The sequence below is a fragment of the Pseudomonas sp. PvP009 genome (assembly GCF_017832995.1).
Taxonomy (GTDB): domain Bacteria; phylum Pseudomonadota; class Gammaproteobacteria; order Pseudomonadales; family Pseudomonadaceae; genus Aquipseudomonas; species Aquipseudomonas syringae.
In genome coordinates this window covers 3,746,913-3,770,369 of sequence record NZ_JAFIBG010000001.1, presented here as the reverse complement: position 1 = coordinate 3,770,369, position 23,457 = coordinate 3,746,913, and the positions used below count along the sequence as shown (strand labels likewise).

Here is a 23,457-nt window from a genome sequence, read left to right as displayed (position 1 = left end):
TTATTTCCTTGGGTCGAAAGCATCGCGGGCGGATTCGCCGATGAACACCAGCAGGCTCAGCATGATGGCCAGCACAGCGAAGGCGCTGATGCCCAGCCAGGGTGCCTGCAGGTTGGACTTACCCTGCGCTACCAGCTCGCCCAGAGACGGCGAGCCGGCGGGCAGGCCGAAGCCCAGAAAGTCCAACGCCGTCAGGGTGCCGATGGCGCCGGTGAGAATGAACGGCAGAAAGGTCATGGTCGACACCATGGCGTTGGGCAGGATGTGGCGGAACATGATCGCGCCGTTCTCCATGCCCAGCGCCCGCGCGGCCCTTACGTATTCCAGATTGCGGCCACGCAGGAACTCGGCGCGCACCACGTCCACCAGGCTCATCCAGGAAAACAGCAGCATGATGCCCAGCAACCACCAGAAGTTGGGTTGTACGAAGCTGGCGAGGATGATCAGCAGATACAGCACCGGCAGACCCGACCAGACCTCGAGGAAGCGCTGGCCCAGCAGGTCGACCCAGCCGCCATAGAAGCCCTGCAAGGCACCGGCGATGACGCCGATAATCGAGCTGAGGATGGTCAGGGTCAGGGCGAACAGTACCGAAATCCTGAAACCGTAGATCACCCGTGCCAGCACGTCACGGCCTTGATCATCGGTGCCCAGCAGGTTCTCCCGCGAAGGTGGCGCCGGGGCAGGGACTTTCAGGTCGTAGTTGATGCTCTGGTAGCTGAACGGGATGGGCGCCCACAGGGTCCAGCCATCCTTCGCGGCGAGCAGTTCCTTGATGTACGGGCTCTTGTAGTTGGCTTCCAGCGGGAACTCACCGCCGAAGGTGGTTTCCGGGTAACGCTCGAAGACCGGGAAGTACCAACTGCCGTCATAACGCACGGCCAGCGGTTTGTCGTTGGCGATCAGTTCGGCACCCAGGCTCAGGCCGAACAGAATCAGGAACAGCCACAATGACCACCAGCCACGCCTGTTGGCCTTGAAGCGTTCGAAGCGACGGCGATTGAGAGGAGACAGCTTCATATCAATGCTTCCTGCTTTCGAAGTCGATGCGCGGGTCTACGAGGGTGTAGGTGATATCACCGATCAGCTTCACCACCAGCCCCAGCAGGGTGAAGATGAACAGCGTACCGAACACCACCGGATAGTCGCGGTTGATCGCGGCTTCAAAGCTCATCAGGCCCAGGCCGTCCAGCGAGAAGATCACTTCCACCAGCAGCGAGCCGGTGAAGAAGATGCCGATGAACGCTGACGGGAAGCCGGCGATCACCAGCAGCATCGCATTGCGAAACACATGGCCGTAGAGCACCTTGTGGTTGCTCAGGCCCTTGGCTTTGGCCGTGGTCACGTATTGCTTGCTGATTTCGTCGAGAAAGCTGTTCTTGGTCAGCAGCGTCATGGTGGCAAAGTTGCCGATCACCAGCGCAGTGACTGGCAACACCAGATGCCAGAAGTAATCGAACAGCTTGCCCAGCGTGCTCAGTTCGTCGTAGTTGTTGGAGGTCAGCCCGCGCAGTGGAAACCAGTTGAAGTAGCTGCCCCCGGCAAACACCACGATCAGTAGAATCGCGAACAGGAACGCTGGAATGGCGTAGCCGACAATGATTGCCGAACTGGTCCATACGTCGAACTGGCTGCCGTGGCGCGTGGCCTTGGCAATCCCCAGCGGGATCGACACCAGGTACATGATCAGGGTGCTCCATAACCCGAGGGAAATGGACACCGGCATCTTCTCGACAATCAGGTCTATGACCTTGGCATCGCGAAAGAAGCTGTCGCCGAAATCCAGCGTGGCGTAGTTCTTGATCATGATCCACAGGCGTTCCGGTGCCGACTTGTCGAAACCGTACATGCGTTCGATTTCCTTGACCAGTGCCGGGTCCAGGCCTTGCGCGCCGCGGTAGTTGGAGCCGGCCACCGATACTTCGGCGCCGCCTCCGGCAATCCGGCTGGTGGCGCCATCGAAGCCTTCGATCTTGGCGATCATCTGTTCGACCGGGCCACCGGGCGCAGCTTGAATGATGACGAAGTTGATGATCAGGATGCCAAGCAGGGTAGGGATGATCAGCAGCAGCCGTCGCAGAATATAAGCCAGCATGTTATTGCTCCGCGTTCGCAGGCTTGGCCTGATCAGGGGCTGACGGGGTCGCGGTCGCCGGTTTGACATCCGGCTTGGCCCACCAGGTCATCAGGCCGATATCGGAAAGCGCTTTGGCCTTCGGATGGTCGAGGTGATTCCAGTAAGCCACCCGCCAGGTCTTGATGTGCCAGTTCGGGACGACGTAAAAGCCCCACAGCAGTACGCGGTCCAGCGCCTTGGTATGGGTGATCAGGCTTTGCCGTGAGTCGGCGTTGATCAGGCCGGTGACCAGCGAGTCCACCGCAGGGTCCTTGAGGCCCATGAAGTTGCGGCTGCCCGGGTTGTCGGCGCTGGATGAGTCGAAGTACACACGCTGCTCGTTACCGGGCGAACTGGACTGCGGATAGCCCGTGACGATCATGTCGTAGTCGCGCGAGCGCAGGCGGTTGATGTATTGCGACACGTCGGCACGACGAATCACCAGTTCGATACCCAGGTCGCTCAGGTTGCGCTTGTAAGGCAGCAGAATGCGCTCGAACTCGGTCTGGGCAATCAGAAACTCGATTTTTACCGGGTTGCCCTGCGCGTCGACCATCTTGTCGTCGACGATCTTCCAGCCCGCTTCCTGCAACAGCTGGAAGGCCCGACGCTGCTGCGGCCGGATCATGCCGCTGCCATCGGTAACCGGCAGGGTGAAGGGGTCGCTGAACACGCGATCCGGAATCTTGCCGCGCAACGGCTCGAGAAGCTTGAGTTCTTCCGCAGACGGCAGGCCGCTGGCGGCCATTTCCGAGTTGTCGAAATAGCTTTTGGTGCGGCTGTACGAGCCGTTGAACAGCTGTTTGTTGGTCCACTCGAAGTCCAGCAGCAGAGTCAGCGCCTCGCGGACCCTGACGTCCTGAAACACAGGTTTGCGCAGGTTGAAGACAAAACCCTGCATGCCGGTCGGGTTGCCGTTGGGCAGCTCTTCCTTGATCAGCCTGCCGTCGCGCACTGCGGGCGTGTCGTAGGCGGTCGCCCAGTTCTTGGCGCTGGTTTCCATCCAATAGTCGAATTGCCCGGCCTTGCCAGCCTCCAGCGCTACCGTATTGTCGCGGTAGTAGTCGGTGGTCAGCACGTCGAAGTTGTAGAAGCCCTTGTTGATCGGCAGGTCCTTTGCCCAGTAATCCTTGACCCGCTCATAACTCACCGAGCGACCGGCCTTCACGTCGGCGACCTTGTAAGGTCCGCTGCCCAGCGGGAAATCCAGGTTGCCCTTGCTGAAGTCGCGATCGGCCCAGAAATGCTTGGGCAGCACCGGCAACTGACCAAGGATCAACGGCAACTCGCGGCTGCCCTTGTGCTTGAATTTGAACAGCACGCGCAACGGATCTTCGACGATGACCTGATCGACGTCGGCGTAGTAGCCCTTGTACATGGGCGAGCCGTGCTCCATGAGGGTCTTGAAGCTGAACTCGACATCGTCGGCGCGGATCGGGTGACCGTCATGAAAACGCGCCTCGGGTCGCAGATAGAAACGCACCCAGCTGTTGTCCGGGGATTTCTCGATCTTGCCGGCGACGAGTCCGTATTCGGTGAACGGTTCATCCAGGCTCGAGCGGGCCAAGGTGTCGTAGATCAGACCAATGTCGTCTGCCGGCACACCTTTGTTGATGAACGGGTTGAGACTGTCGAAGCCGCCGAAGCCTGCCTGGCGCAGCGTGCCGCCCTTGGGGGCATCCGGGTTCACGTAGTCGAAATGTTTGAAATCAGCCGGGTACTTCGGCGCTTCGTCATACAGTGTCACGCCATGCTGAGGTGCGGCCTGTACCGTGCAGGCGAGGCTGGCCAGCAGCAGGCCGGCTGCCTGCGAGCGCAGGGAGTGCAGAGGGTTCATCGGGGCTTCTCCAGAGTCTTGAGCCACCACGCACGCAGCCCCAGGGTGTAGGGCGGGGTAGTGACCATGGCGAATCGGTTGCGATAGGCAAGCCGATGATTGTTCAGGTACCAGTTGGGAATGCTGTAGTGCTGAGACAGCAGGACACGGTCCAGCGCCCGCGCCGCGGCGACCTGGTCGTCCCGGGTCTGCGCGGCCAGCAGCTTGTTCAGCAGGACATCGACCACCGGGTTGGCGATACCCGCGTAGTTCTTGCTGCCGTTGATCGCGGCCTGACTGGAGTGGAAATACTGCCACTGCTCCAGACCGGGGCTCAGGGTCTGCTGCAGGGTCATCAGAATCATGTCGAAATCGAAACGGTCCAGACGTTGCTTGTACTGGGCGCGGTCGACGGTGCGCAGCCCTGCAATGATCCCCAGGCGGCGCAGGTCTTCGATGTAGGGCTGCAGAATGCGTTCGAGGTTGGGGTTGACCAGCAGGATCTCGAAGCGCAACGGTTGCTTGTCGGCATTGAGCAAACCCTTGTCCGAGAGTGTCCAGCCAGCCTCGGCAAGCAGCTTCAGGGCCTTGCGCAAGGTTTCGCGCGGGATCCCGCCGCCATCGGTTTTTGACGGGCTGAACGGCTGGGTGAACAGGCTGGCGGGCAACTGATCGCGGTAGGGTGTCAAGAGCAGCCATTCGGCCCCGGTCGGCAGGCCCGTCGCGGAAAATTCGCTGTTGGGGTAGTAGCTGGTCGAGCGGTCATAGGCGTCGCTGAACAGTGTGCGGTTGGTCCATTCGAAATTGAACAACAGCCCCAAGGCCTCGCGCACGCGGATGTCGGCGAAGGCGGCGCGCCGGGTGTTCATGAACAGGCCCTGGGTCTGGGTTGGTATGCGGTGCGGAATCTGCGCCTTGATCACCTGACCGCTGGCGACTGCGGGGAAGTCATAGCCATTGGCCCAGTTCTTGGCCTGATGCTCGATGTAGATGTCGAATTCACCCGCCTTGAACGCTTCGAACGCCACGTCGCTGTCGCGGTAGAACTCGACCTCGACCCGATCGAAATTGTATTTGCCGCGGTTGACCGGCAAGTCCTTGCCCCAGTAATCCTTGACCCGCTCGAACACCAGTTGCCGACCCGGCTGCACGCGGGTGATGCGGTAGGGGCCACTGCCCAGCGGCGGTTCGAAGGTGGTCGCCTTGAAGTCCCTGTCTTTCCAGTAATGCTGCGGCAACACCGGCAGTTCGCCCAGGCGCAGGATCAGCAGCGGGTTGCCGGAGCGCTTGAAGACAAACCGGATGCGATGACGATTAAGGATGTCGACGCGCTGCACTTCCTGCAAGGCGGTGCGGTATTGAGGGTGACCGTCCTTAAGCAGGGTCCGGTAGGAAAACGCCACGTCGTAGGCGGTGATCGGCTTGCCGTCATGGAAGCGCGCCTGCGGGCGCAGGTTGAACACCACCCAACTGCGGTCCTCGCTATATTCCACGGACTGGGCGATCAGCCCGTAACTGGAGGTTGGTTCATCGCCGGACGGGTCGTACTGGCCTGTGCCGACCATCAGCGGTTCGTTCAGCTCGTTGACGCCATACTGCAGGAAGTTGCCGGTCGAGACCGGGCTACTGCCCTTGAATGTGTAGGGGTTGAGCGTGTCGAACGTGCCGAAGGCCATCATTCTCAGGGTGCCACCTTTCGGCGCCTCGGGATTGACCCAGTCGAAATGAGTGAAGCTGGCCGGGTACTTGAGAACACCAAACTGCGCGTAACCATGACTTTCAGTGATGGATGCGTTGGCGCAGAAGCTCAAGGCCAGGCTGAGGGTTAGCAGGAAGGGACGTATCACGATCCAGGCGGCTTGGGCTTTCGGGTCGCTAACAGTAACAGCTTGTTCCAGCTGGAAAAAGACTGCAGGTGATGGCGCTGCCAGGGCTGCGTCGGCCACCCGCCCCAAGGTTGTTGAAGGGCAAGTGGCCGCGCTCATCAATGTGGCAGGTAAACGGTCAGGGTCTGGCCGGGTTTGAGAGCCTGACCGCTACGCGGATTCCAGCGCTTGAGATGTTGCATCTCGACGTTGAAGCGCTTGGCGACCAGGTACATCGAGTCGCCTTTCTGGATCTTGTACTGCATGGATTTCTTTTCGCTGTCCTTGCCACCGGTGCTGGCGACCGCCTTGCTGGCCGCTTTGCCGGCAGGCTTGCTGGTGTCCTGCATGACCAGCGTCTGGCCGACCTTGAGCTTCTTGCCGGTCAGCTTGTTCCAGCGTTGCAGGTCTTCGACATCAACCTTGTTGGCTTGCGCGATGTTGGTCAGGTTGTCACCGCTGCGCACCTTGTAACTGCGGGTACGTGACGGCTTGTCGTTGCTGGCCAGCGCTTCGAACACGGGCTGTGAATTCTGCATGCCCGGCTTGACCGGTATGCTCAGCGACTGACCGATCTTCAGGCGGTTGCCGGACAGCTTGTTATTGCCCTTGAGCGAGCTGACCGTGACCTGGTAACGACTGGCCAGGCTTTCCAGGGTATCGCCCTTGCGCACCCGGTAAGGCTGCCAGGCGACCAGTTCTTCCTGTTTCATGGTCAGCAGGCTGGCCGTCAGCAATTGCGCCTTGGAGGTAGGCACCAGCAGGTGCTGGGGGCCATCGACGGTCAGGCGCTTCTTGTAAGCGGGGTTGAGCTGGATAAGCTCGTCTTCGTCGATGTCGGCGGCGCTGGCCACCTTGGACAGGTCGACACGCTTGTTGAGCTCGACGACTTCGAAGTAAGGCTGGTTGGCGATCGGGTTCAGATTGACGCCGTAAGCTTCCGGCGACAGCACCACCTGGGACAGGGCCAGCAGCTTGGGCACGTAATCGCGGGTTTCCTGCGGCAGCGGCAGGTTCCAGTAGTCGGTCGGCAGGTTGAGCTTGTCATTGCGCTCGATGGCACGGCTCACCGTGCCTTCGCCGGCATTGTAGGCTGCCAGGGCCAGCAACCAGTCACCGTTGAACATGTCATGCAAGCGGGTCAGGTAATCCAGTGCCGCAACGGTCGACGCCTGGATATCGCGACGTCCGTCATAAAAGCTGGTCTGGCGCAGGTTGAAGTAACGACCGGTCGACGGGATGAACTGCCAGAGGCCGACCGCCTGACTGCGCGAAACGGCCATCGGGTTATAGGCGCTTTCGATGACCGGAAGCAGCGCCAGTTCCAGCGGCATGTTGCGTTCTTCAAGGCGCTCGACGATGTAGTGCATGTACAGGCTGCCGCGCTCGCCAGCGTTTTCCAGAAAGGAAGGGTTGTTGGCGAACCACAGGCGCTGTTGATCGATGCGGGGGTTCTGATCGTTGCCTTGTTGCAGTTGAAAGCCCTGACGCATGCGCTCCCAGACATCCTGTGGAGGTGCGAGAGGGGTGGCAGGCTTGTGCGACAGGAAAATCGGTTTTTGCTTGATTCCGGCGGCCAGGTTAGGCGCGCGATGATTGCTGGCCGGGTCGACACTGGCGGTGCTCTGGCAACCGGCCAGAAGGGCACTCGCGGTGACGGCCATGGCCTGAGCCAACCGAGTCAATGCGTCCGAATGTGAAGGCTTGCTGGTAGATGACGACATTGTTCGGGGGGTACATCCAGACGAAAATGTCGGGCGATTCTAGGAAGCGGCCTGCCGTCGGTCAACCTTTCAGAATTTTATTGCGGTTTTAGGGTCGGGTCAGAACTTATCTTTCCATGCCCTCAGGCTTGCAAAGACCGCACTCTGCGAGGTGTTTTGCCCGCCGCTCCGTTCGTCCGCTTTTTCTTTAACGGATGTTTCCCCGGTACGCAGGAACGGATTGGTGCGTTTTTCCAGTGCCAGATTCGACGGAAGACTGATGCGATTTTCGCTGCGCCAGCGGGTCACTTCGGCCAGGCGTTCGGCAATATCGACATTGTCCGGCTCGACAGCCTGTGCAAAGCGCAGATTGCTCAGCGTGTATTCGTGAGCGCAGTAGATCAGTGTGCTGTCCGGCAGTTCGGCCAGGCGGCCGAGAGAATCGTGCATCTGTTGCGGCGTACCCTCGAACAGCCGTCCACAGCCGGCTGCAAATAGCGTGTCGCCGCTGAACAGCAGGGGGGTCGTGGCATCCTCATGATAAAACGCGATATGCCCCAGCGTGTGGCCTGGAACCGCATGCACCACAAATTCCAGGCCCAGCACGGTCAGTCGGTCATTGTCGACCAGCGCGATGTCGCGCGCCGGTATGGTCTCGGCCGCGGGACCCAGCACACGCGCCGCGGTCAACTGCTTGAGTTCCGCGACACCGCCCACATGATCATTGTGGTGGTGCGTGATCAGGATATCGGTCAGCCGGTAATCGGGATTCTGCGCCAGCCAGCCCAGCACCGGCTTTGCGTCGCCCGGATCGACGACAGCGCACTGCTGGCTCGAAAGGTCTTGTAACAACCATATGTAGTTGTCATTGAAAGCAGGAAGGGCGTGGATCTGTATCATGGCGCAGTTCGCATAGCGGCAGACAATGGTGCATCTTAGAGTCTGTTGCCGCTGTATGCGAGCACCTCTGGAGGAGAACTCATGACCGATGAAGCGTTCGCTCAGGCTGATCCTGAGTGGCTTGCATTGATCCGCGCTGCCCGTGAATGGCTTTCCGGGCCGCTCGGGCAGCTTCTGCTCGAAGAGGAGCGGCGCATTCTCGACGAAGAACTGGGCCGTTATTTCGGTGGCTATCTGGTGCATTACGGCCCATCGGCGCAAAGCCCGCCGGTGGCTCCCCAAGTGCAGCGCAATGTACGTCTTGGTGCGCCGTTACCGGGTGTCGAGATCGTCTGTGAGGAACAGGCGTGGCCATTGAGTGAGCACGCGGCCGATGTCGTGGTACTGCAACATGGCCTGGATTTCTGCCTGTCGCCCCATGGCCTGTTGCGTGAAGCGGCCAGCAGCGTGCGGCCGGGCGGGCACTTGCTGATTATCGGCATCAACCCCTGGAGCACCTGGGGCATACGCCATGTTTTCGCTCGGGATGCGCTGCGCAAGGCGCGTTGCATTTCATCCTCGCGGGTCGCTGACTGGCTGAATCTGCTGGGCTTCGCGCTGGAGAAACGACGCTTCGGATGCTATCGTCCGCCACTTGCCTCAGCAGCATGGCAGTCGCGTCTTGCAGGGCTTGAACGCCTTGGCGAGGGACGTCAGAGCCCTGGTGGCGGCTTCTATGTACTGGTGGCGCGCAAACTGGTGGTAGGCCTCAGGCCCTTGCGTCAGGTGCGCCGTGACCCTATCGGCAAGCTGATCCCCATGCCGATGGCCAAGGTCAGCCGCAACATTCAGGACCAGGCTTGAATAACGCCTTGCTGCACATGAAGCCCATCATTCTGGAAAGGTCGTAATGAGCGATAGCGTTGAACTCTTCACCGACGGTGCCTGCAAGGGTAATCCGGGCCCGGGCGGTTGGGGGGCCCTGCTGATATGCAAGGGCGTCGAAAAAGAGTTGTGGGGTGGCGAAGCCAATACCACCAACAACCGGATGGAACTGACCGGTGCGATTCGCGGGCTTGAAGAACTCAAGCGCCCCTGCGAAGTGACACTGGTGACCGACTCTCAGTACGTGATGAAAGGCATTACCGAGTGGATGGTCAACTGGAAGAAACGCGGCTGGAAAACCGCTGCCAAGGAGCCGGTCAAAAATGCCGATCTGTGGCAGCTCCTGGATGAACAGGTCAGTCGCCATACGGTGAAATGGCAGTGGGTGCGTGGGCATATCGGCCACCCTGGCAACGAGCGTGCCGACCAGCTCGCCAACCGTGGCGTCGACGAAGTGCGCGGCATCCGGCACGGCTAGACGCACACGGGCTTGCAACGGCCGCTGCGTGCTAGAATCGCGGCCTGTACATGAGGCAACAGTCAATGGCATTGCAAAACCTGGATAACAGATCCATCGTCCTCGATACCGAAACCACCGGTATGCCGGTGACGGATGGTCATCGCATCGTCGAGATCGGTTGTGTCGAGTTGATCGGTCGCCGCCTGACCGGTCGGCATTTTCACGTTTACCTGCAACCTGATCGCGAAAGTGACGAAGGCGCGATCGGTGTTCACGGTATCACCAACGAATTTCTGGTCGGCAAGCCGCGGTTTGCCGAAGTCGCAGATGAATTCTTCGAGTTCATCAAGGGCGCGCAGCTGATCATTCACAACGCAGCGTTCGACGTTGGCTTCATCAACAACGAATTTGCCTTGATGGGGTCGCAGGACAGGGCTGATATCACTCAGCACTGTTCGGTTCTCGACACCCTGATGATGGCGCGAGAGCGCCACCCGGGGCAGCGCAACAGTCTGGATGCACTGTGCAAGCGCTACGGCGTCGATAACTCGGGCCGTGAGCTGCACGGCGCATTGCTCGACTCCGAGATTCTGGCAGACGTCTACCTGGCGATGACCGGCGGGCAGACCAGCCTGTCGCTGGCTGGTAATGCCTCCGATGGCAATGGCTCGGGCGAAGGCTCCGGCAACCGTGCCAGCGAAATTCGCCGTCTGCCGGCCGATCGCAAGCCTTGCCGCATTATTCGCGCCTCTGAAAGTGAACTGGCCGAGCACGAAGTGCGTATGAGCACCATCGCCAAGGCTTGCGGTGCTCCTCCGCTCTGGGTACAGATGCTGGAAGCCGGAGCACAGGCATCTTCCTGACAGCAAGCGGCAAAGGTGAAATGAACGTGGCACATCCTGCTTTGAGCATTCGGGTTGCAGACGAATGCTTCGAGGACTACATCCTCAATAGCGAATTCACGTTTACAGTGCTTGGCTATGCCCAGCCGGTCATCGGCGAGTGCGTGGATTCATGGCCGGTCGAGCTGGTCGAGCCCTACAGCAAGAATTATGGTATCGACTCTCAGGAGTTTGCCGATCATCGTGACGCTGCCACCAGTTCGGTGATGGTCGCCTGGCTGGATGACCACCCCGTCGGCCATATTGTGATGAGCACTCACTGGAGCGGCTTCGCCTACATCGATGAACTGGCGGTAGACGAGTCGGCGCGCCGTCATGGCGTCGCACGTTCATTGCTCGATGCCGCGCAATTCTGGACTCGCAAGCGCAGTCTGCCGGGTATCGTTCTGGAAACGCAGAACAATAATCTGGGCGCCTGCAGGCTGTACGAGAGTTGCGGGTACGTGGTCGGCGGCGTGGATCACATGCGCTATCGAGGCATTGATCCGAACACTCGTGAAACGGCGATCTTCTGGTATCTGATCTTTTCGGACTAACAGCTTCCCGCTGGCGGTGTAGCCAAAGCGGGAATGCTGCCGTTATTACGTGGGTGTACGGGTAATTTTTATGCCCGATTGCACCAGCTCGAAGTCCTCACCACCCAAATGCTTGACCCGGTCGCCGATTGCCAGCCTGTAGGTGATCACCGGCTGCCCGCCCTGCGCCTCATTCGGCTGCGATTCCTGGAACTCATGAACCGGATAAACGCGACCTTCGGCGTCCCTGGCATGAAATTGTCCGACGAGAACTGAAGCCATTTGCTCTGTAACCTCTGAAACTGAATATAACTGCTGGTTTACGAATCCATCGAGGCTAGTAGACCACTGATCTATAGGTGAGTTTGCCTTTGAGGGAAAAAATAATCCCTGCTGTTCAAGTGCGTAGGGAATTGACTGGCGCACAGGTCGTCTAAACCCGGCTTCTGTTCTATACCTAACCTTCCCTTGAATCAGATGACGGATATTTCCATGAGCCAGGTTCACACCATTGCCGTATTGGTCGGCAGTCTGCGAAAAGAGTCCATCAACCGCAAGATTGCTCTTGCTCTGGCAGAACTGGCACCTGCCAGCCTGAAACTGAATATCGTCGAGATTGGTGACTTGCCGTTGTACAACGAAGACATCGATGGCGACTCACCGCCGCCTGCATACACCACCTTTCGCGAGCAACTGGGCGCTGCCGACGGCGTGCTGTTTGTTACCCCGGAGTACAACCGCTCGGTGCCGGGTGCCCTGAAGAACGCTATCGACGTGGGCTCGCGCCCCTACGGCAAAAGTGCCTTCAGCGGCAAGCCGGGCGCAGTGATCAGTGCCTCGCCGGGTGCTGTCGGTGGCTTTGGTGCCAACCATCACCTGCGCCAATCGCTGGTGTTTCTGGACGTGCTGTGCCTTCAGCAGCCCGAAGCCTACCTGGGCGGTGCCGGGAGCTTTTTCGACGAGTCCGGCGCACTGTCCGATAAAACCAGGCCCTTCCTGCAGAAGTTCATCGATGCCTTCGCCGCTTGGGTCGACAAGAACGGCAAAGCTGCCGCCAACTGATTTTTTAACGAAGCGCGTTTGCCGATTGATTGCTTTATGTAACGCAGGCGCGTCGATCCATCCCCATAAGCTGTTTCCTTTTTCTCTGCCACGCGCCTGGGCGCCGTGCGCAGAGGCGCCCTCCAAAGGAAACAGTACATGTCAGCCGCTCCCTATTTTTCCAGCGACGCGCTGCGCGCGCGATTCACACAAGACATTCAGGACGCCGTAACACAGTCTCGAATCAGCCGTGACGACGGCGCGTGGTTGCAGCTATTGGCTGCCGAAAGCACCGAGCCAACCAACGATGCGCTTCCCCGAGTCGACAGACTGCTGATAAACGACCAGTTGCCCGTCAATGCGGAACTGGCCGCGGCCTTGTTCGTCAGCGATGCCGCCAACCCCTCGGCACGGGTCTTTCTCATTACCCTGACCTTCGGCATCGAGCAATTCGAGAGTCGCAGCGCGCTGTTCAGCGCCTTGCAGCAACGATTCGACGATATCACGGCCTTGTCGATCGTCGAGAGCGAGCGCATCGAGGGCTCGCTGTTTGACGCCTGCACGCAGACGGTCATGCGTCAGCAGGCCGGGCATCTGCAGCGTCTGGCGGCCAGACTGGAGGCGCTGCCCGATCTTCGAGAGGCGGCCGGCAAGGCCTTGCAGGATGTGCTGGTAGAAAGGGGCATCGATGTCGTTGCCCAGACTGTCCAGCTTGTGCACACGCCCCCCGGTGCTGCACCTGCAGCGTCAACAGTCGTCGGGACTCAATACCTTGCCGAGGCCGCCATGCAGGCGTTTTCCTACGACGCCCTGCCGCAAGGCCAGACACGTCGCTATCTGGATACCAAGGGGGCGGCGTTGCCCGAGGCACAGGCGATCGTTTTCGATCAGGCACTGGCCGACTCGGCTGCTTCAGTCGGCACCGCGTATGAGCAATTGCTGTCTGACTACTGGACGTCTCAGTGGCAGGGTGGACGCACGCTGCGGGATCTTGGCGCTGATGCGCTTGCAGAGTGCTTTCGCCAGCATCTGTTATCGAGCAGGGCACACCGCACCATGACCGATGCCGAATACCGCTGGCTGCTGACCCTGTTGCCTTCGCCGCCTGGCGCGCCCGCTGCGCGGGTGCCTAGGGTACGCAGGTTATCAGTGGTCGTGGCCGGCGAGGACCCCGTCAAGCTGGTCGGTGTATTCCTCATCGACTTCCCCGGAGAAGCGTCATCGGCGGCGTTTCTCTATTCGTCACAACCGGGCTTCCTGCGCTTTGGTGATCAGGCTCAGGCCATCGAGCATGTGCTGAGGGGGCCTTCACGCGCCGGGCTGTTGTTTTATTCATCGCTGAACGATCATTCCGCGATCAGCCTGGGGGGGCAGCTCAAGCTGCGTCACGACACGCTCACCGAGGACTTTTTCAGCGAGTTCATCGATGCCCTGATCGCCTTGCAAGCGCGCGACTTGCGCTACGTACTTGACCTGCCAGCCCTTCATTCGGAAAAAAATCCGGCGCGGATTGACGATGCACTGGACATCCGCAAGCTGCTCGATGGTCGGTTATTGAACCTGCACGATGCAGGGCGCTGGCGTCAGGACCGGCTGAGCTTTGACAGCGTCTGGGGGGCAGCGGCCCAGAGCAGTATCAGTGAACGGTCGAACATGATTTCAGACCCGTCCTATAACTGGGTGGGCAAGCTGACAAAGCTCGACGCCTTGCTTGGCCACGTTGATGCCATGCATGCCGGTGCAGATGGCTGCATGCATCGCGCACTCAATCTTTATCTGGCCTTGATTGGCGGTCCGCTTCTGGATGCCCGCAAGCTCTGGGTATTGGCGGATGTCGCTGAGGCCAAGCCGGTGCCAGTGCTGACGCTGGCGCTGGACCGGGTGTGCGGTTACACAAGCGCTCCTCTGACTGACAGCGTCGTTCTTGCAGGACGGATCACCCCGGTGGCGGGTCAACCTGTGCAACGTCTGTCCCTGGCTTTGCTTGAGCAGATACTGATCTGCGTGCAGGCAGATTTCGCCCATCGTTTCGAGAGTCAGATCGGCGAGTTCTACTCACGCACGATTCGCCAACGGGACACCAGCATGCATCCCGGCGTGATATCCGCTCTGGTTCGGGAGTACTCGCTGCGCCTCGAATTGCTGGTCGAAAGGCGTACGGCCACGCTGCCTGTGGTTTTCATCGACAACATACAGCAGGTCATCGACAGGCCGTTGCCGGCACTTCGGGAGGGGCTGGGCGAGGCGCGCGTCGATGCATTCCGGGTGACGGTCGAGTATGACCCGCAGGCGCCTGCCATCAAGGTACCCAATGCTTTTGTGGTTACTGGCAGGCGTCCCGATAGCCAGCCCGTCCTGTGGATACTGGAGCAGGGAATCATCTGTTTCGAAACCCGGCAGTTACTGGAAGTGTATGTCGCCGGGCGACTGGCAGGGATAGAACTGGGCTCGCAGGTATCAGGGGTAATCGCCGAACCTGACCGACGCATGTTACTCGACCAGCGTACCCGTCGAGGGACGCTTGAGCTCAAGGTCGTCCTGCAACCCATTGAAGGGCATTTCATCGAGGCATTGCAGCGCGACGAGGTCGAGCGCCAGCAGCGCACGGTGGCCGATCTTTATCGGCAGTCCATAGCCTGGCAGGTGCCATCGGAACTGTTCGTCAACCTGCTGAGTGCTGCAGAGCGGGATGACCGAAATCGCCAGGCCCTCAACTCTTTGGGAGTCGCCATTCAATTCATCATTTACAAGGCGCTCGTACCTTCATGGGTCAGCGATGCGTCGAAGCGTGATCAGGTCATTCTGGTCGAGGTCCTGCGACGGTTTTATGTGACCTGTGTCGGCGAGAAGGACTTTCTGTTCGATATTCCAAGCTTCTACGATTATTCCCTCGAGCAGCTCAAACACAGGTTCGACAAGGACTTCGCAGAGCCCCGTCCTGATCCTGAAAATGTGTGTGTTTCCCTGACGCACTATGTTCCCGCCCCGGTAGCACCAGGCGAGGTGCCGCAGTCGGTGCCGGCGGCAGCCCAAAGCGTCAGCGAAAACCTGGTGGAGTTCGCAATCAACCGGTTTCTGTCCAGGCAGGACGGGGTCATTCTGCTTTCTTCGAGGGACGACACGCCGCTGCACGCGGCCCTGACACCGGCGTATCTGCGCGAACTGGTGACGTCGCTGGACATCGCCGCGAGTTACCGCAGGATGCTGAACTCGGTGCTGTCAGAGACGACGCCGGATTATATCGAACGCCGCAAACTGTTCGTCGAACAGGTTCCTTCGCTGGATATTCTGCGAGCCTTCACTTCCAAGCTGAAAAACGAGCTGTCCGAGCAGGCGTATCGGATTGTCGAAAACGTATTGACCATGCCTGATGCGGTCGCGCGCCTGCCAGTCAATGGCTGCCAGATAATCATCAGCCCCTTGAAACTGCTACCGGCCAAGGAGGGCTGGGAACCGACTGCGGTACTTAATACCTACGTGATGGGGCCAAAGGAAAATCAGCCGGGACCGTGGGTGCTTTACGCGCCCCTGCACGACGAGTTCGTGTTCAAGGAGTATCCCGACCAGGCTGCGCTGGTGCTGGATATTCACACTTCAGCCTATTTTCAAGCGTACATTCTGGACCGTATCGACCCCGATTTGCGCAAGATTTACGACAAGGGCGGTTTTGTGGAGCCGCATCTGCCTTTCAGCACCGAGTCCTCTTTCGATTTACCTTTGGAGCGCCCAGCCCCTGTCACCGTGCAAATCGACCCTTATGAGGGCAACTGCCTGTTGCTGATGTTCAAAGGCGCGCTGGATATCCTGACGCTGCAGGTCAAGCAGTACAGCGTCACCAATGCCGAACATCGCCGCGCGGCGACGCAGTACCTGTTCACGCTGGGCGCAGAGCAATTCATGGCGCTCATGCCCGGACGCCTGGGGGCACTGATTGGCATCATTCAGGGACAGACATTGTTGAATCTGTCACTCATCTCGGCAACGGATCAGCAATGGGGGCAGGCCATTTCGGAGTTCATGGCGGCCCTGAGCGTGATGATTTCTTCCGGACAGAACCCTGCGGAAGTCGCCTCCCTGACAGCTCGAGAGAACAGTACTCTGGTGGATGACGCCACGTCGCCCGACCCGCTGGTGCAATTGATCGAGGGCGCTGATACGCTCGAGTTCTCTTGGGGGAACAGCTCCCTGACACAACAGATACGGGAGCGCTTGCGCGAGTTCGAAGTTCACGACATGGCCTTGTACACGCTGCAGCGCGACGAGCTGTTAAGCGTCTACCGGGATCCTGTTACCGGCAGGTCGTATGCAGCCATCGGTGGGAAAACCTATGAGTTGCAGTCCGATGAAGATGGCTGGTTCATCGTGTCGGGCAGCAAAATCGGTCCCTCGGTGATCCTGGATGCGGATCAGCAATGGAGACTGGACATCCCGGGCGGGCTGCGCGGCGGAGGTGGGGCGCTGACCCGAATGGAAGGCAGCCTGGTCGACGACCTGGTTGACGAGATCATGGTTGTCAGCGCTCGAGGCATGCCAGAGATTCGTCATCGCCACCGGGATATGGCCCAGTCTATCGAAGATGCCTGCCTGCAGGCGCGGAGCTATCTCGAAAACGCCTTGGACAACCTGACCAGACGCTTGCCGGACAATACGCTGGATCCGCGTGCGGAAAAAATATTAAGTGATTTTTTTGCACAGAAGGTGCCCGACGATCGACTGCGTGAAGTCACTAAAAAGGCGGTCACCGACCTGTATCAGGAGTTGATTGACCCTTCGATGTCACCCATCGACTCGAAACGCTATGTAATCGGCGTCAATCGAATGGGTAACGAGTCGGCCAGCGCGTTCATGTTTGAAGCAGACCCGGCGCGACGGATTTTTCTGACAGAGCAGTTCTTTCGACTGCCGACCTATCGATTGAAGCTCAGCGCGCAACGTGCCGGGGAATTCAAGTTTCCTCAGCACTACCGGGCCGCGATCCTGATTCATGAGTTATCGCATATGGTGCTGAAAACGGACGACATTGCTTATGTGGACTCACAGGCCCCGTTCATTGACTTGCTTGAAGATGCCCCGACCTATCGACTGCGGATCAGGAATGAACTGATTTATCAGCAGCAAAAGACGCTGTCCTTTCATACTGATCGCGACAAGCTGTTCAAACAACTGGACGAAGATTCTTGGCGCGACCTGAGGCGTATGGACGGCAACGGAAAACAGACCATTCTGCGCATCTCTGGCAAGAGCACGCTGGAAAAAGCGCGTGACGTATTTTACGAAGACGTTCACAAACGGGCCGACATTATGCTCAAAAATGCCGACTCGGTGGCCTTGCTGGTCACGTTGCTGGGGCGAGAGCGATTTGTGAAGCCCTGACGCGCTGCCCCCTGCATATCGCATTGCCCGGCCGTTGCATCTGCATCAGACCAGATAATGACGCAGTTCCCGGGCGATCAGCAGACGCTGGATCTCGCTGGAGCCTTCGTATATCTGAGTGATGCGCGCGTCCCGGTAGTAACGCTCGACCGGATAGTCCTCCAGATAGCCATAGCCGCCATGGATCTGGATCGCCTTGGAGCACACCCATTCGGCCATTTCCGACGCGAACAGCTTGGCTTGAGAGGCTTCCGACAGGCACGCTTGCCCGGCGCTGCGCAGCCGCGCGGCGTGCAGGGTCAGCAGGCGCGCGGCGTTGATGCGGGTGTGCATGTCGGCCAGCAGATTGGCAATGCTTTGATGTTCGATGATCGGTTTGTCGAACTGCACGCGTTCCCGGGCATACGCCAGCGCTGCTTCGAAGGCAGCGCGGGCGATGCCCAGTGCCTGCGCGGCGATGCCGATGCGGCCGCCTTCCAGATTGGAGAGGGCGATAGACAGCCCCTTGCCACGCTCACCCAACAGGTTGGCGGCTGGGATTCGACAGTTGTTCAAGGTGACCGCGCAGGTGTCCGATGCGCGGATGCCCATCTTGTGCTCGCTGCGATCCACCACGAAACCGGGGTTCTCGGTCGGCACCAGAAAGGCTGACAGGCCTTTTTTGCCAAGCTGCGGGTCGGTCACGGCAAACACGATAGCCAGTTGTGCCCGTTTGCCATTGCTGACGAACTGCTTGGCACCGTTTATGACCCACTCATCGCCCTGCAAATCGGCACGAGTCCGCAGGTTGTGAGCTTCAGAGCCTGCATGCGGTTCGGTAAGGCAGAAGCAGCCGATGGCACGGCCTGTGGCCAGTTTTTCCAGCCAGGCATGTTTCTGGGCATCGGTCCCGTAATTGAGAACCGGCCCGCAGCCTACCGAGCTGTGAACGCTCATCAGCGTGCCGGTGGCCGCGTCGGCGGCGGAGATTTCTTCAACCGCCAGGGCGTAGGCGACGTAATCGATGTAGGTGCCGCCCCATTGCTCAGGCACTACCATGCCCAAGAGGCCTAGCTCACCGAGTTTGGCGACCAGCGCGTCATCGATCCAGCCGGCCTTTTCCCAGGCCTGGGCATACGGCGCAATTTCATTACGCGCAAAGTCGCGCGCCATGTCGCGAATCATTACCTGCTCTTCACTCAATTCAAGGTCGTGCACGGCTCAATTCTCCAGACCGCTGAAGAAACTCTGCACCTGCGCGGCACTGACATCCTGCGCGCTGGCGTGTTTCCATTGCGGCTTCTTGTCTTTATCGATGATCAGCGCGCGTATGCCTTCGATCAGGTCACCGCGTTCGAACCATTGGCGGTCCAGGTGCAACTCCATGGCGAAGCAGGCCGGCAGCGACAGATGACGACCACGGCGCAGCATTTCCAGGGTCACGGCCATACCCAGTGGCGAGTGAGCCTTCATTCGGCTGACGGTGTCCAGCGCCCACTCGCGTGTGTCGCCGATGACCACCTGTTGCAGTTGTTCGAGCATGCTGGGGACATCCGGGAGCCCGAAAAAGTGGTCGATGGCGTGGCGCAGGGCTTCCAGCGGCGGGGTGGGCAGACGCTGGGTAGCCAGCTTGGCCAGTGCACCCTGCAGGTCCTTGAGTGGGGTTGACTTCCACTTCAGGTGATCAAGCATGTGGTCGAGGCGCGGCAGCAGTTCGCTGTTCATGGACCAGTTGGCAAGGCCGCAGTACAACGCATCGGCGGCACCGATCTGCGACCCGGTCACGCCCAGCCACGCACCCAGTTCGCCCGGCAGCCGAGAAAGAAAATAACTACCGCCGACATCAGGGAAATAACCGATGGCCACCTCCGGCATGCCGAGGCGGCTGCGTTCGGTTACCACGCGCAGGTCGGCTCCCTGGACCAGCCCCATGCCGCCGCCCAGCACCAGACCGTCCATCAGGGCCAGTACCGGCTTGCGGTAACGGTGAATGGCCAGGTCCAGTTCGTACTCTTCGGCAAAAAATGTGTGATGCAGATCCTGGCCGTTCTGGTGGCTTTCATACAGCGAACGGATATCGCCACCGGCACAGAACGCCTTGCCCCCTGCGCCGCGCAGGACCACTGCATGAACCGAGGGATCGTCGGCCCAGCGGTCAAGCTGCTGGCGAAGTGTGCGGACCATGTCCAGATCGATTGCGTTCAGGCCTTCCGGACGGTTGAGGGTCAAGTGTCCGATGTGGTTACGCACGTCGATAACGATCGAATCCCGGCTGGCGGACGGTCGAACCGGGCGGGCGGATGAAACCTGTGAACTCATTCTGAACTCCTTGTTCGGTTGCGCTTTTTTCTTATTCGAGCGTCGCAGAAGATCCTAGCAGCGCAAATGTGCAAAGCAAAACTGCGTTTAAGCATAGTCTGAAGTTTCAGATAGCCACTGTTCAACGCCTTCGCAAGTGCCCGATCGTTGCTGTATTGCACTGACCGACGCGAATCATTGCCAGGTAGATGAGTATTATGACTGTCATTAATGTCACAAAAGGGAATTCCTCAGGTGTCCCCCATGAAAGTCCCCGTGTCAGTCGTTTATGAGCGATAAGTATGCCCCGCGCGAGTGGGCCGCCCACGAGCGTCCGACCATGCCAGGCTCACCGTCGACGCCGCTGCATTCGACTGCGCGGCGTTGGGCGTTTGCTGTCGTAGGGGTGATCGTCGCGCTGACCGGCGGGCTCGGCAACGCGCTGGTAGTCGCCAACCTGCCATATCTGCAGGGCGCATTGGGGGCGACCTCGCAAGACATCGCCTGGCTGCCGGCGGCCTACATCATGACTAACGTGTCGATGAATCTGCTGCTGGTGAAGTTTCGTCAGCAATTTGGTCTGCGTGCGTTCACCGAGCTGTTTCTGGTGCTGTATGCGCTGGTGACGCTGGCACATCTGTTCGTCAACGACATCGATTCGGCCATCGCTGTACGTGCGGCACACGGTATGGTCGGCGCTGCGCTCAGCACTCTGGGCCTGTATTACATGATTCAGGCTTTCCCGCAGAAGTGGCGGCTCAAGGCGCTGGTATTGGGGATTGGCACCGCCCAGTTGGCAACGCCGCTGGCCCGGCTGGTGTCGGAGGATTTGCTGCAGATTGCCCAGTGGCGTGGCCTGTATCTGTTCGAACTGGGCATGGCGCTGCTCTCGCTGGGCTGCGTGCTGATGCTCAAACTGCCGCCGGGCGATCGCTTCAAGGCGTTCGAGAAGCTCGATTTCCTGACCTTTGGCCTGTTGGCCACCGGCTTCGCGCTGTTCTGTGCGGTGCTGTCGCTGGGGCGTATCGAATGGTGGCTGGAAGCGCAGTGGATTGGTATTGCCTCAGCAGCATCGATTGCGCTGATCTGTGCCGGACTGGCTATCGAGCATAACCGCAGCAATCCGTTGCTGATCACGCGCTGGCTGGGCAGTGGCGCGATCCTGCGTCTGGGCCTGGCGGTTATCCTTTTTCGCGTGGTGCTGTCCGAACAGTCGGTCGGCGCTGTCGGTTTTCTTCAGGCGCTGAACATGGGCAGTCAGCAGTTGCACACCTTGTATCTGGTGATGTTGCTCGGCAGCGTTTCGGGGCTGGCGGTCAGTGCGCTGACCATCAACCCCGCGCATCTGATCAAACCTTTGTTGATCTCCTTGGCGATGATGGCAATCGGTGCCTGGATGGACAGTCATTCCACCAACCTGACCCGCCAATCGAACATGTACCTCAGCCAGTTTCTGTTGGCGTTCGGTGGCACGTTCTTCCTCGGGCCTACCCTGGTGCTGGGGATCAGCGGGGTGTTGGCGAACCCGCGCAATATGGTCAGCTTTTCGGTGTTGTTCGGGATCACCCAGAACATCGGCGGGCTGATCGGGTCTGCTGCATTGGGCACCTTTCAAGTGGTGCGCGAGAAGTTTCATTCCAGCCACGTCGTCGAACACTTGACCCTCATCGACCCGCTGGTTCAGGCGCGGCTGCAGAGCTACAGCGCCAGTTACAGCTCGGTGATTGCCGACCCTTCGTTGCGCAACAGTCAGGGTATCCGCGCGATGGCCACGGCAGCGACCCGCGAAGCCAACGTGCTGGCCTACAACGATGTATTCATGCTGATCGCGCTGATTGCCGTGCTGACCATGATCTGGATTTCAGCCAGGGTCCTGTGGCTGAAAATGACCACTCAACCTCTGGCGCTGGCACCCGTTGCACCTGCTGCTTCGCCCACCATATCCAACTCCGGCGTTAAATCTTCATGACCGAATCCAAGACCCCAGATACCGAAGCCCCCCGCAACTCGCCGCCACCGGCACCGTTGACGTCCCCGGTGACTAGCAAGCCGCGCTCGACCCGCAAGCGTGTCGTGTCTTCCGTGATTTTCGGCGTCGTTGCCCTGGCCGGAGTGCTGGTGGTGCTGTACGCCTGGCAATTGCCTCCGTTTGCCAGCCCGATCGAGAGCACCGAGAACGCGCAGGTCAAGGGCCAGACCACGCTGATCGGGCCGCAACTGAGTGGGTATGTTTACGAAGTGCCGGTGCAGGACTTCCAGTTCGTCAAGGCCGGTGATTTGCTGGTGCGTCTGGATGACCGTATCTATCGTCAGCGCCTGGACCAGGCCATTGCGCAACTGGCTGTGCAGAAGGCCTCGCTGGCCAACAATCTGCAACAACGGCGCAGTGCTGAAGCCACCATCGGCCAGCGCCAGGCCGAATTGCAGAACAGCATCGCCCAGAGCCGCAAGAGCGCTGCCGATCTGCGGCGTAATCAGGCGCTGGTGACCGACGGTTCGGTTTCGAAAAGCGAGCTGGATGTGACGCGTGCCGCCGACGCGCAGGCAAACGCCGCCGTCGCCGAAGCCAGGGCAGTCTTGCAGATCGCCCGTGAGGACCTGCAAACGGTCATCGTCAACCGTGGCTCGCTGGAAGCGTGGGTCGCCAATGCGCAAGCGGCCATCGAGCTGGCGCGCATCGACCTGGATAACACGCGTATCGTTGCCCCGCGTGACGGGCAGTTGGGGCAGATCGGCGTGCGTCTTGGTGCCTATGTCAATTCCGGTGCGCAACTGATGGCGCTGGTGCCCGAGCAGCGCTGGATCGTGGCGAACATGAAAGAAACCCAGATGGCCAACGTGCGCCTGGGCCAGCCGGTGAGCTTTACCGTCGATGCGCTCGACGGCCACGAGATGCACGGCCACGTACAAAGAATTTCGCCCGCCGCGGGCTCGGAATTCAGCCTGCTGCCCGCCGACAACGCCACCGGCAACTTCGTGAAGATTTCCCAGCGCATTCCGGTACGCATCGTGGTCGATGCCGATCAGCCCATGCTTGAGCACCTGCGGCCAGGGATGTCGGTGGTCGTGAGCATCGACACCAGCGCGGACGGCGACGTGCCGCCTGATCCGGCGGTGCGCTGAGCCTCTGGATGATCGCTGATGCTGGACGCTGGCCGGCTCTGATTTTTGAATATCGTGCCGACGCTCCGCGTCGGCATGCAGTTCATGACGCTCTGCGTCATCCACCTCTGACGCGAAACAATGTCATGCCTTACTCGTGGCTTCTGCCAACGCAGTGCTTTTCAACCGCGATGGCACAGACGACGCAGAGTGCGACGTAAGTGACGGCTGAGTCCTGGCGCTGATCCGGGGGTAGCCTGGCAGGACGCCAGGCTAGCCGCACCGGGCCATGGATGGCCCTTTGCGGCGACCCCCGGATCAGTGACAGGGCGAAGGAACCCGACGAAGTCGGGCCGGAAACGGAGCTTGGGGGTTTGCCTACTTTGGGCCCATCAAAGTAGGTCGCCGAGGGGCGAAAAGGTGACTTGAGTCGAACTCTAATTCACCTGATGTCACAGAACCGCTGTGTGATGCAGAGAGTCACGAACGACATGCCGACGCGGAGCGTCGGCACGATAGTCAA

Annotated in this window: 17 protein-coding genes; 8 read left to right on the top strand and 9 right to left on the bottom strand. The window is 59.7% G+C overall.

From position 1 onward, the window contains the following. The 6 genes from JOE29_RS15920 to gloB form a co-directional block, all read right to left on the bottom strand. Complete coding sequence (locus JOE29_RS15920) at positions 1-1,020, bottom strand: ABC transporter permease (protein WP_003315267.1); 1,020 nt, start codon at positions 1,018-1,020, stop codon at positions 1-3. Position 1,021: 1 nt separating this feature from the next. After that, the gene (locus JOE29_RS15915) at positions 1,022-2,095 is read right to left on the bottom strand and encodes a microcin C ABC transporter permease YejB (protein WP_003409733.1); all 1,074 of its coding nucleotides are present in this window, start codon (positions 2,093-2,095) and stop codon (positions 1,022-1,024) included. Between the two features lies 1 nt (position 2,096). Continuing rightward, entirely contained in the window at positions 2,097-3,953 is a 1,857-nt protein-coding gene (locus tag JOE29_RS15910; protein ID WP_058446929.1) for an extracellular solute-binding protein, read from the bottom strand. Continuing rightward, positions 3,950-5,779, bottom strand: coding sequence for an extracellular solute-binding protein (locus JOE29_RS15905; RefSeq protein ID WP_024647978.1), 1,830 nt, complete (start codon positions 5,777-5,779; stop codon positions 3,950-3,952). The genes JOE29_RS15910 and JOE29_RS15905 overlap by 4 nt, the downstream gene beginning before the upstream one ends. A gap of 137 nt (positions 5,780-5,916) precedes the next feature. Then, positions 5,917-7,521: a LysM peptidoglycan-binding domain-containing protein gene (locus JOE29_RS15900; RefSeq protein ID WP_024647979.1), complete on the bottom strand. Its 1,605-nt coding sequence runs from the start codon at positions 7,519-7,521 to the stop codon at positions 5,917-5,919. Between the two features lie 99 nt (positions 7,522-7,620). Further along, a complete protein-coding gene (gene gloB, locus JOE29_RS15895; RefSeq protein WP_003315258.1) occupies positions 7,621-8,400 on the bottom strand; it encodes a hydroxyacylglutathione hydrolase in 780 nt (259 codons plus the stop codon). An 81-nt stretch (positions 8,401-8,481) separates the two neighbouring features. On the opposite strand from gloB, the gene JOE29_RS15890 reads away from it, so the two are divergent. From JOE29_RS15890 to JOE29_RS15875, 4 genes are all read left to right on the top strand, one after another. Beyond that, a complete protein-coding gene (locus JOE29_RS15890; RefSeq protein WP_003315257.1) occupies positions 8,482-9,243 on the top strand; it encodes a methyltransferase domain-containing protein in 762 nt (253 codons plus the stop codon). A 46-nt stretch (positions 9,244-9,289) separates the two neighbouring features. Then, a complete protein-coding gene (rnhA, locus tag JOE29_RS15885) occupies positions 9,290-9,742 on the top strand; it encodes a ribonuclease HI (protein ID WP_003390623.1) in 453 nt (150 codons plus the stop codon). A 65-nt stretch (positions 9,743-9,807) separates the two neighbouring features. After that, positions 9,808-10,587 (top strand): DNA polymerase III subunit epsilon, encoded by a 780-nt coding sequence (gene dnaQ / locus JOE29_RS15880; RefSeq protein ID WP_003390621.1) that lies wholly within the window; start codon positions 9,808-9,810, stop codon positions 10,585-10,587. 20 nt (positions 10,588-10,607) lie between these two features. Beyond that, entirely contained in the window at positions 10,608-11,162 is a 555-nt protein-coding gene (locus tag JOE29_RS15875) for a GNAT family N-acetyltransferase (RefSeq protein ID WP_024683348.1), read from the top strand. A 45-nt stretch (positions 11,163-11,207) separates the two neighbouring features. Here the strand turns inward: JOE29_RS15875 and JOE29_RS15870 are convergent, their stop codons facing one another. Continuing rightward, the gene (locus JOE29_RS15870; protein ID WP_003342876.1) at positions 11,208-11,423 is read right to left on the bottom strand and encodes a hypothetical protein; all 216 of its coding nucleotides are present in this window, start codon (positions 11,421-11,423) and stop codon (positions 11,208-11,210) included. 210 nt (positions 11,424-11,633) lie between these two features. On the opposite strand from JOE29_RS15870, the gene JOE29_RS15865 reads away from it, so the two are divergent. Together JOE29_RS15865 and JOE29_RS15860 are read left to right on the top strand one after the other, a co-directional pair. Next, positions 11,634-12,203 (top strand): NADPH-dependent FMN reductase, encoded by a 570-nt coding sequence (locus JOE29_RS15865; RefSeq protein WP_003423257.1) that lies wholly within the window; start codon positions 11,634-11,636, stop codon positions 12,201-12,203. A 138-nt stretch (positions 12,204-12,341) separates the two neighbouring features. Next, entirely contained in the window at positions 12,342-17,555 is a 5,214-nt protein-coding gene (locus JOE29_RS15860; RefSeq protein ID WP_210079694.1) for a DUF6543 domain-containing protein, read from the top strand. 45 nt (positions 17,556-17,600) lie between these two features. Here the strand turns inward: JOE29_RS15860 and JOE29_RS15855 are convergent, their stop codons facing one another. After that, positions 17,601-18,752 (bottom strand): acyl-CoA dehydrogenase family protein, encoded by a 1,152-nt coding sequence (locus JOE29_RS15855; protein WP_210079693.1) that lies wholly within the window; start codon positions 18,750-18,752, stop codon positions 17,601-17,603. 3 nt (positions 18,753-18,755) lie between these two features. After that, positions 18,756-19,853: an enoyl-CoA hydratase/isomerase family protein gene (locus JOE29_RS15850; protein WP_210079692.1), complete on the bottom strand. Its 1,098-nt coding sequence runs from the start codon at positions 19,851-19,853 to the stop codon at positions 18,756-18,758. Positions 19,854-20,121: 268 nt separating this feature from the next. On the opposite strand from JOE29_RS15850, the gene JOE29_RS15845 reads away from it, so the two are divergent. Together JOE29_RS15845 and JOE29_RS15840 are read left to right on the top strand one after the other, a co-directional pair. Further along, on the top strand, positions 20,122-21,801 hold the full coding sequence (locus JOE29_RS15845) for an MFS transporter (protein WP_029571952.1): 1,680 nt from the start codon (positions 20,122-20,124) through the stop codon (positions 21,799-21,801). After that, entirely contained in the window at positions 21,798-22,955 is a 1,158-nt protein-coding gene (locus tag JOE29_RS15840; protein WP_210079691.1) for an HlyD family secretion protein, read from the top strand. Before JOE29_RS15845 ends, JOE29_RS15840 begins: the two co-directional genes overlap by 4 nt. The last annotated feature ends 502 nt before the right edge of the window (positions 22,956-23,457 follow it).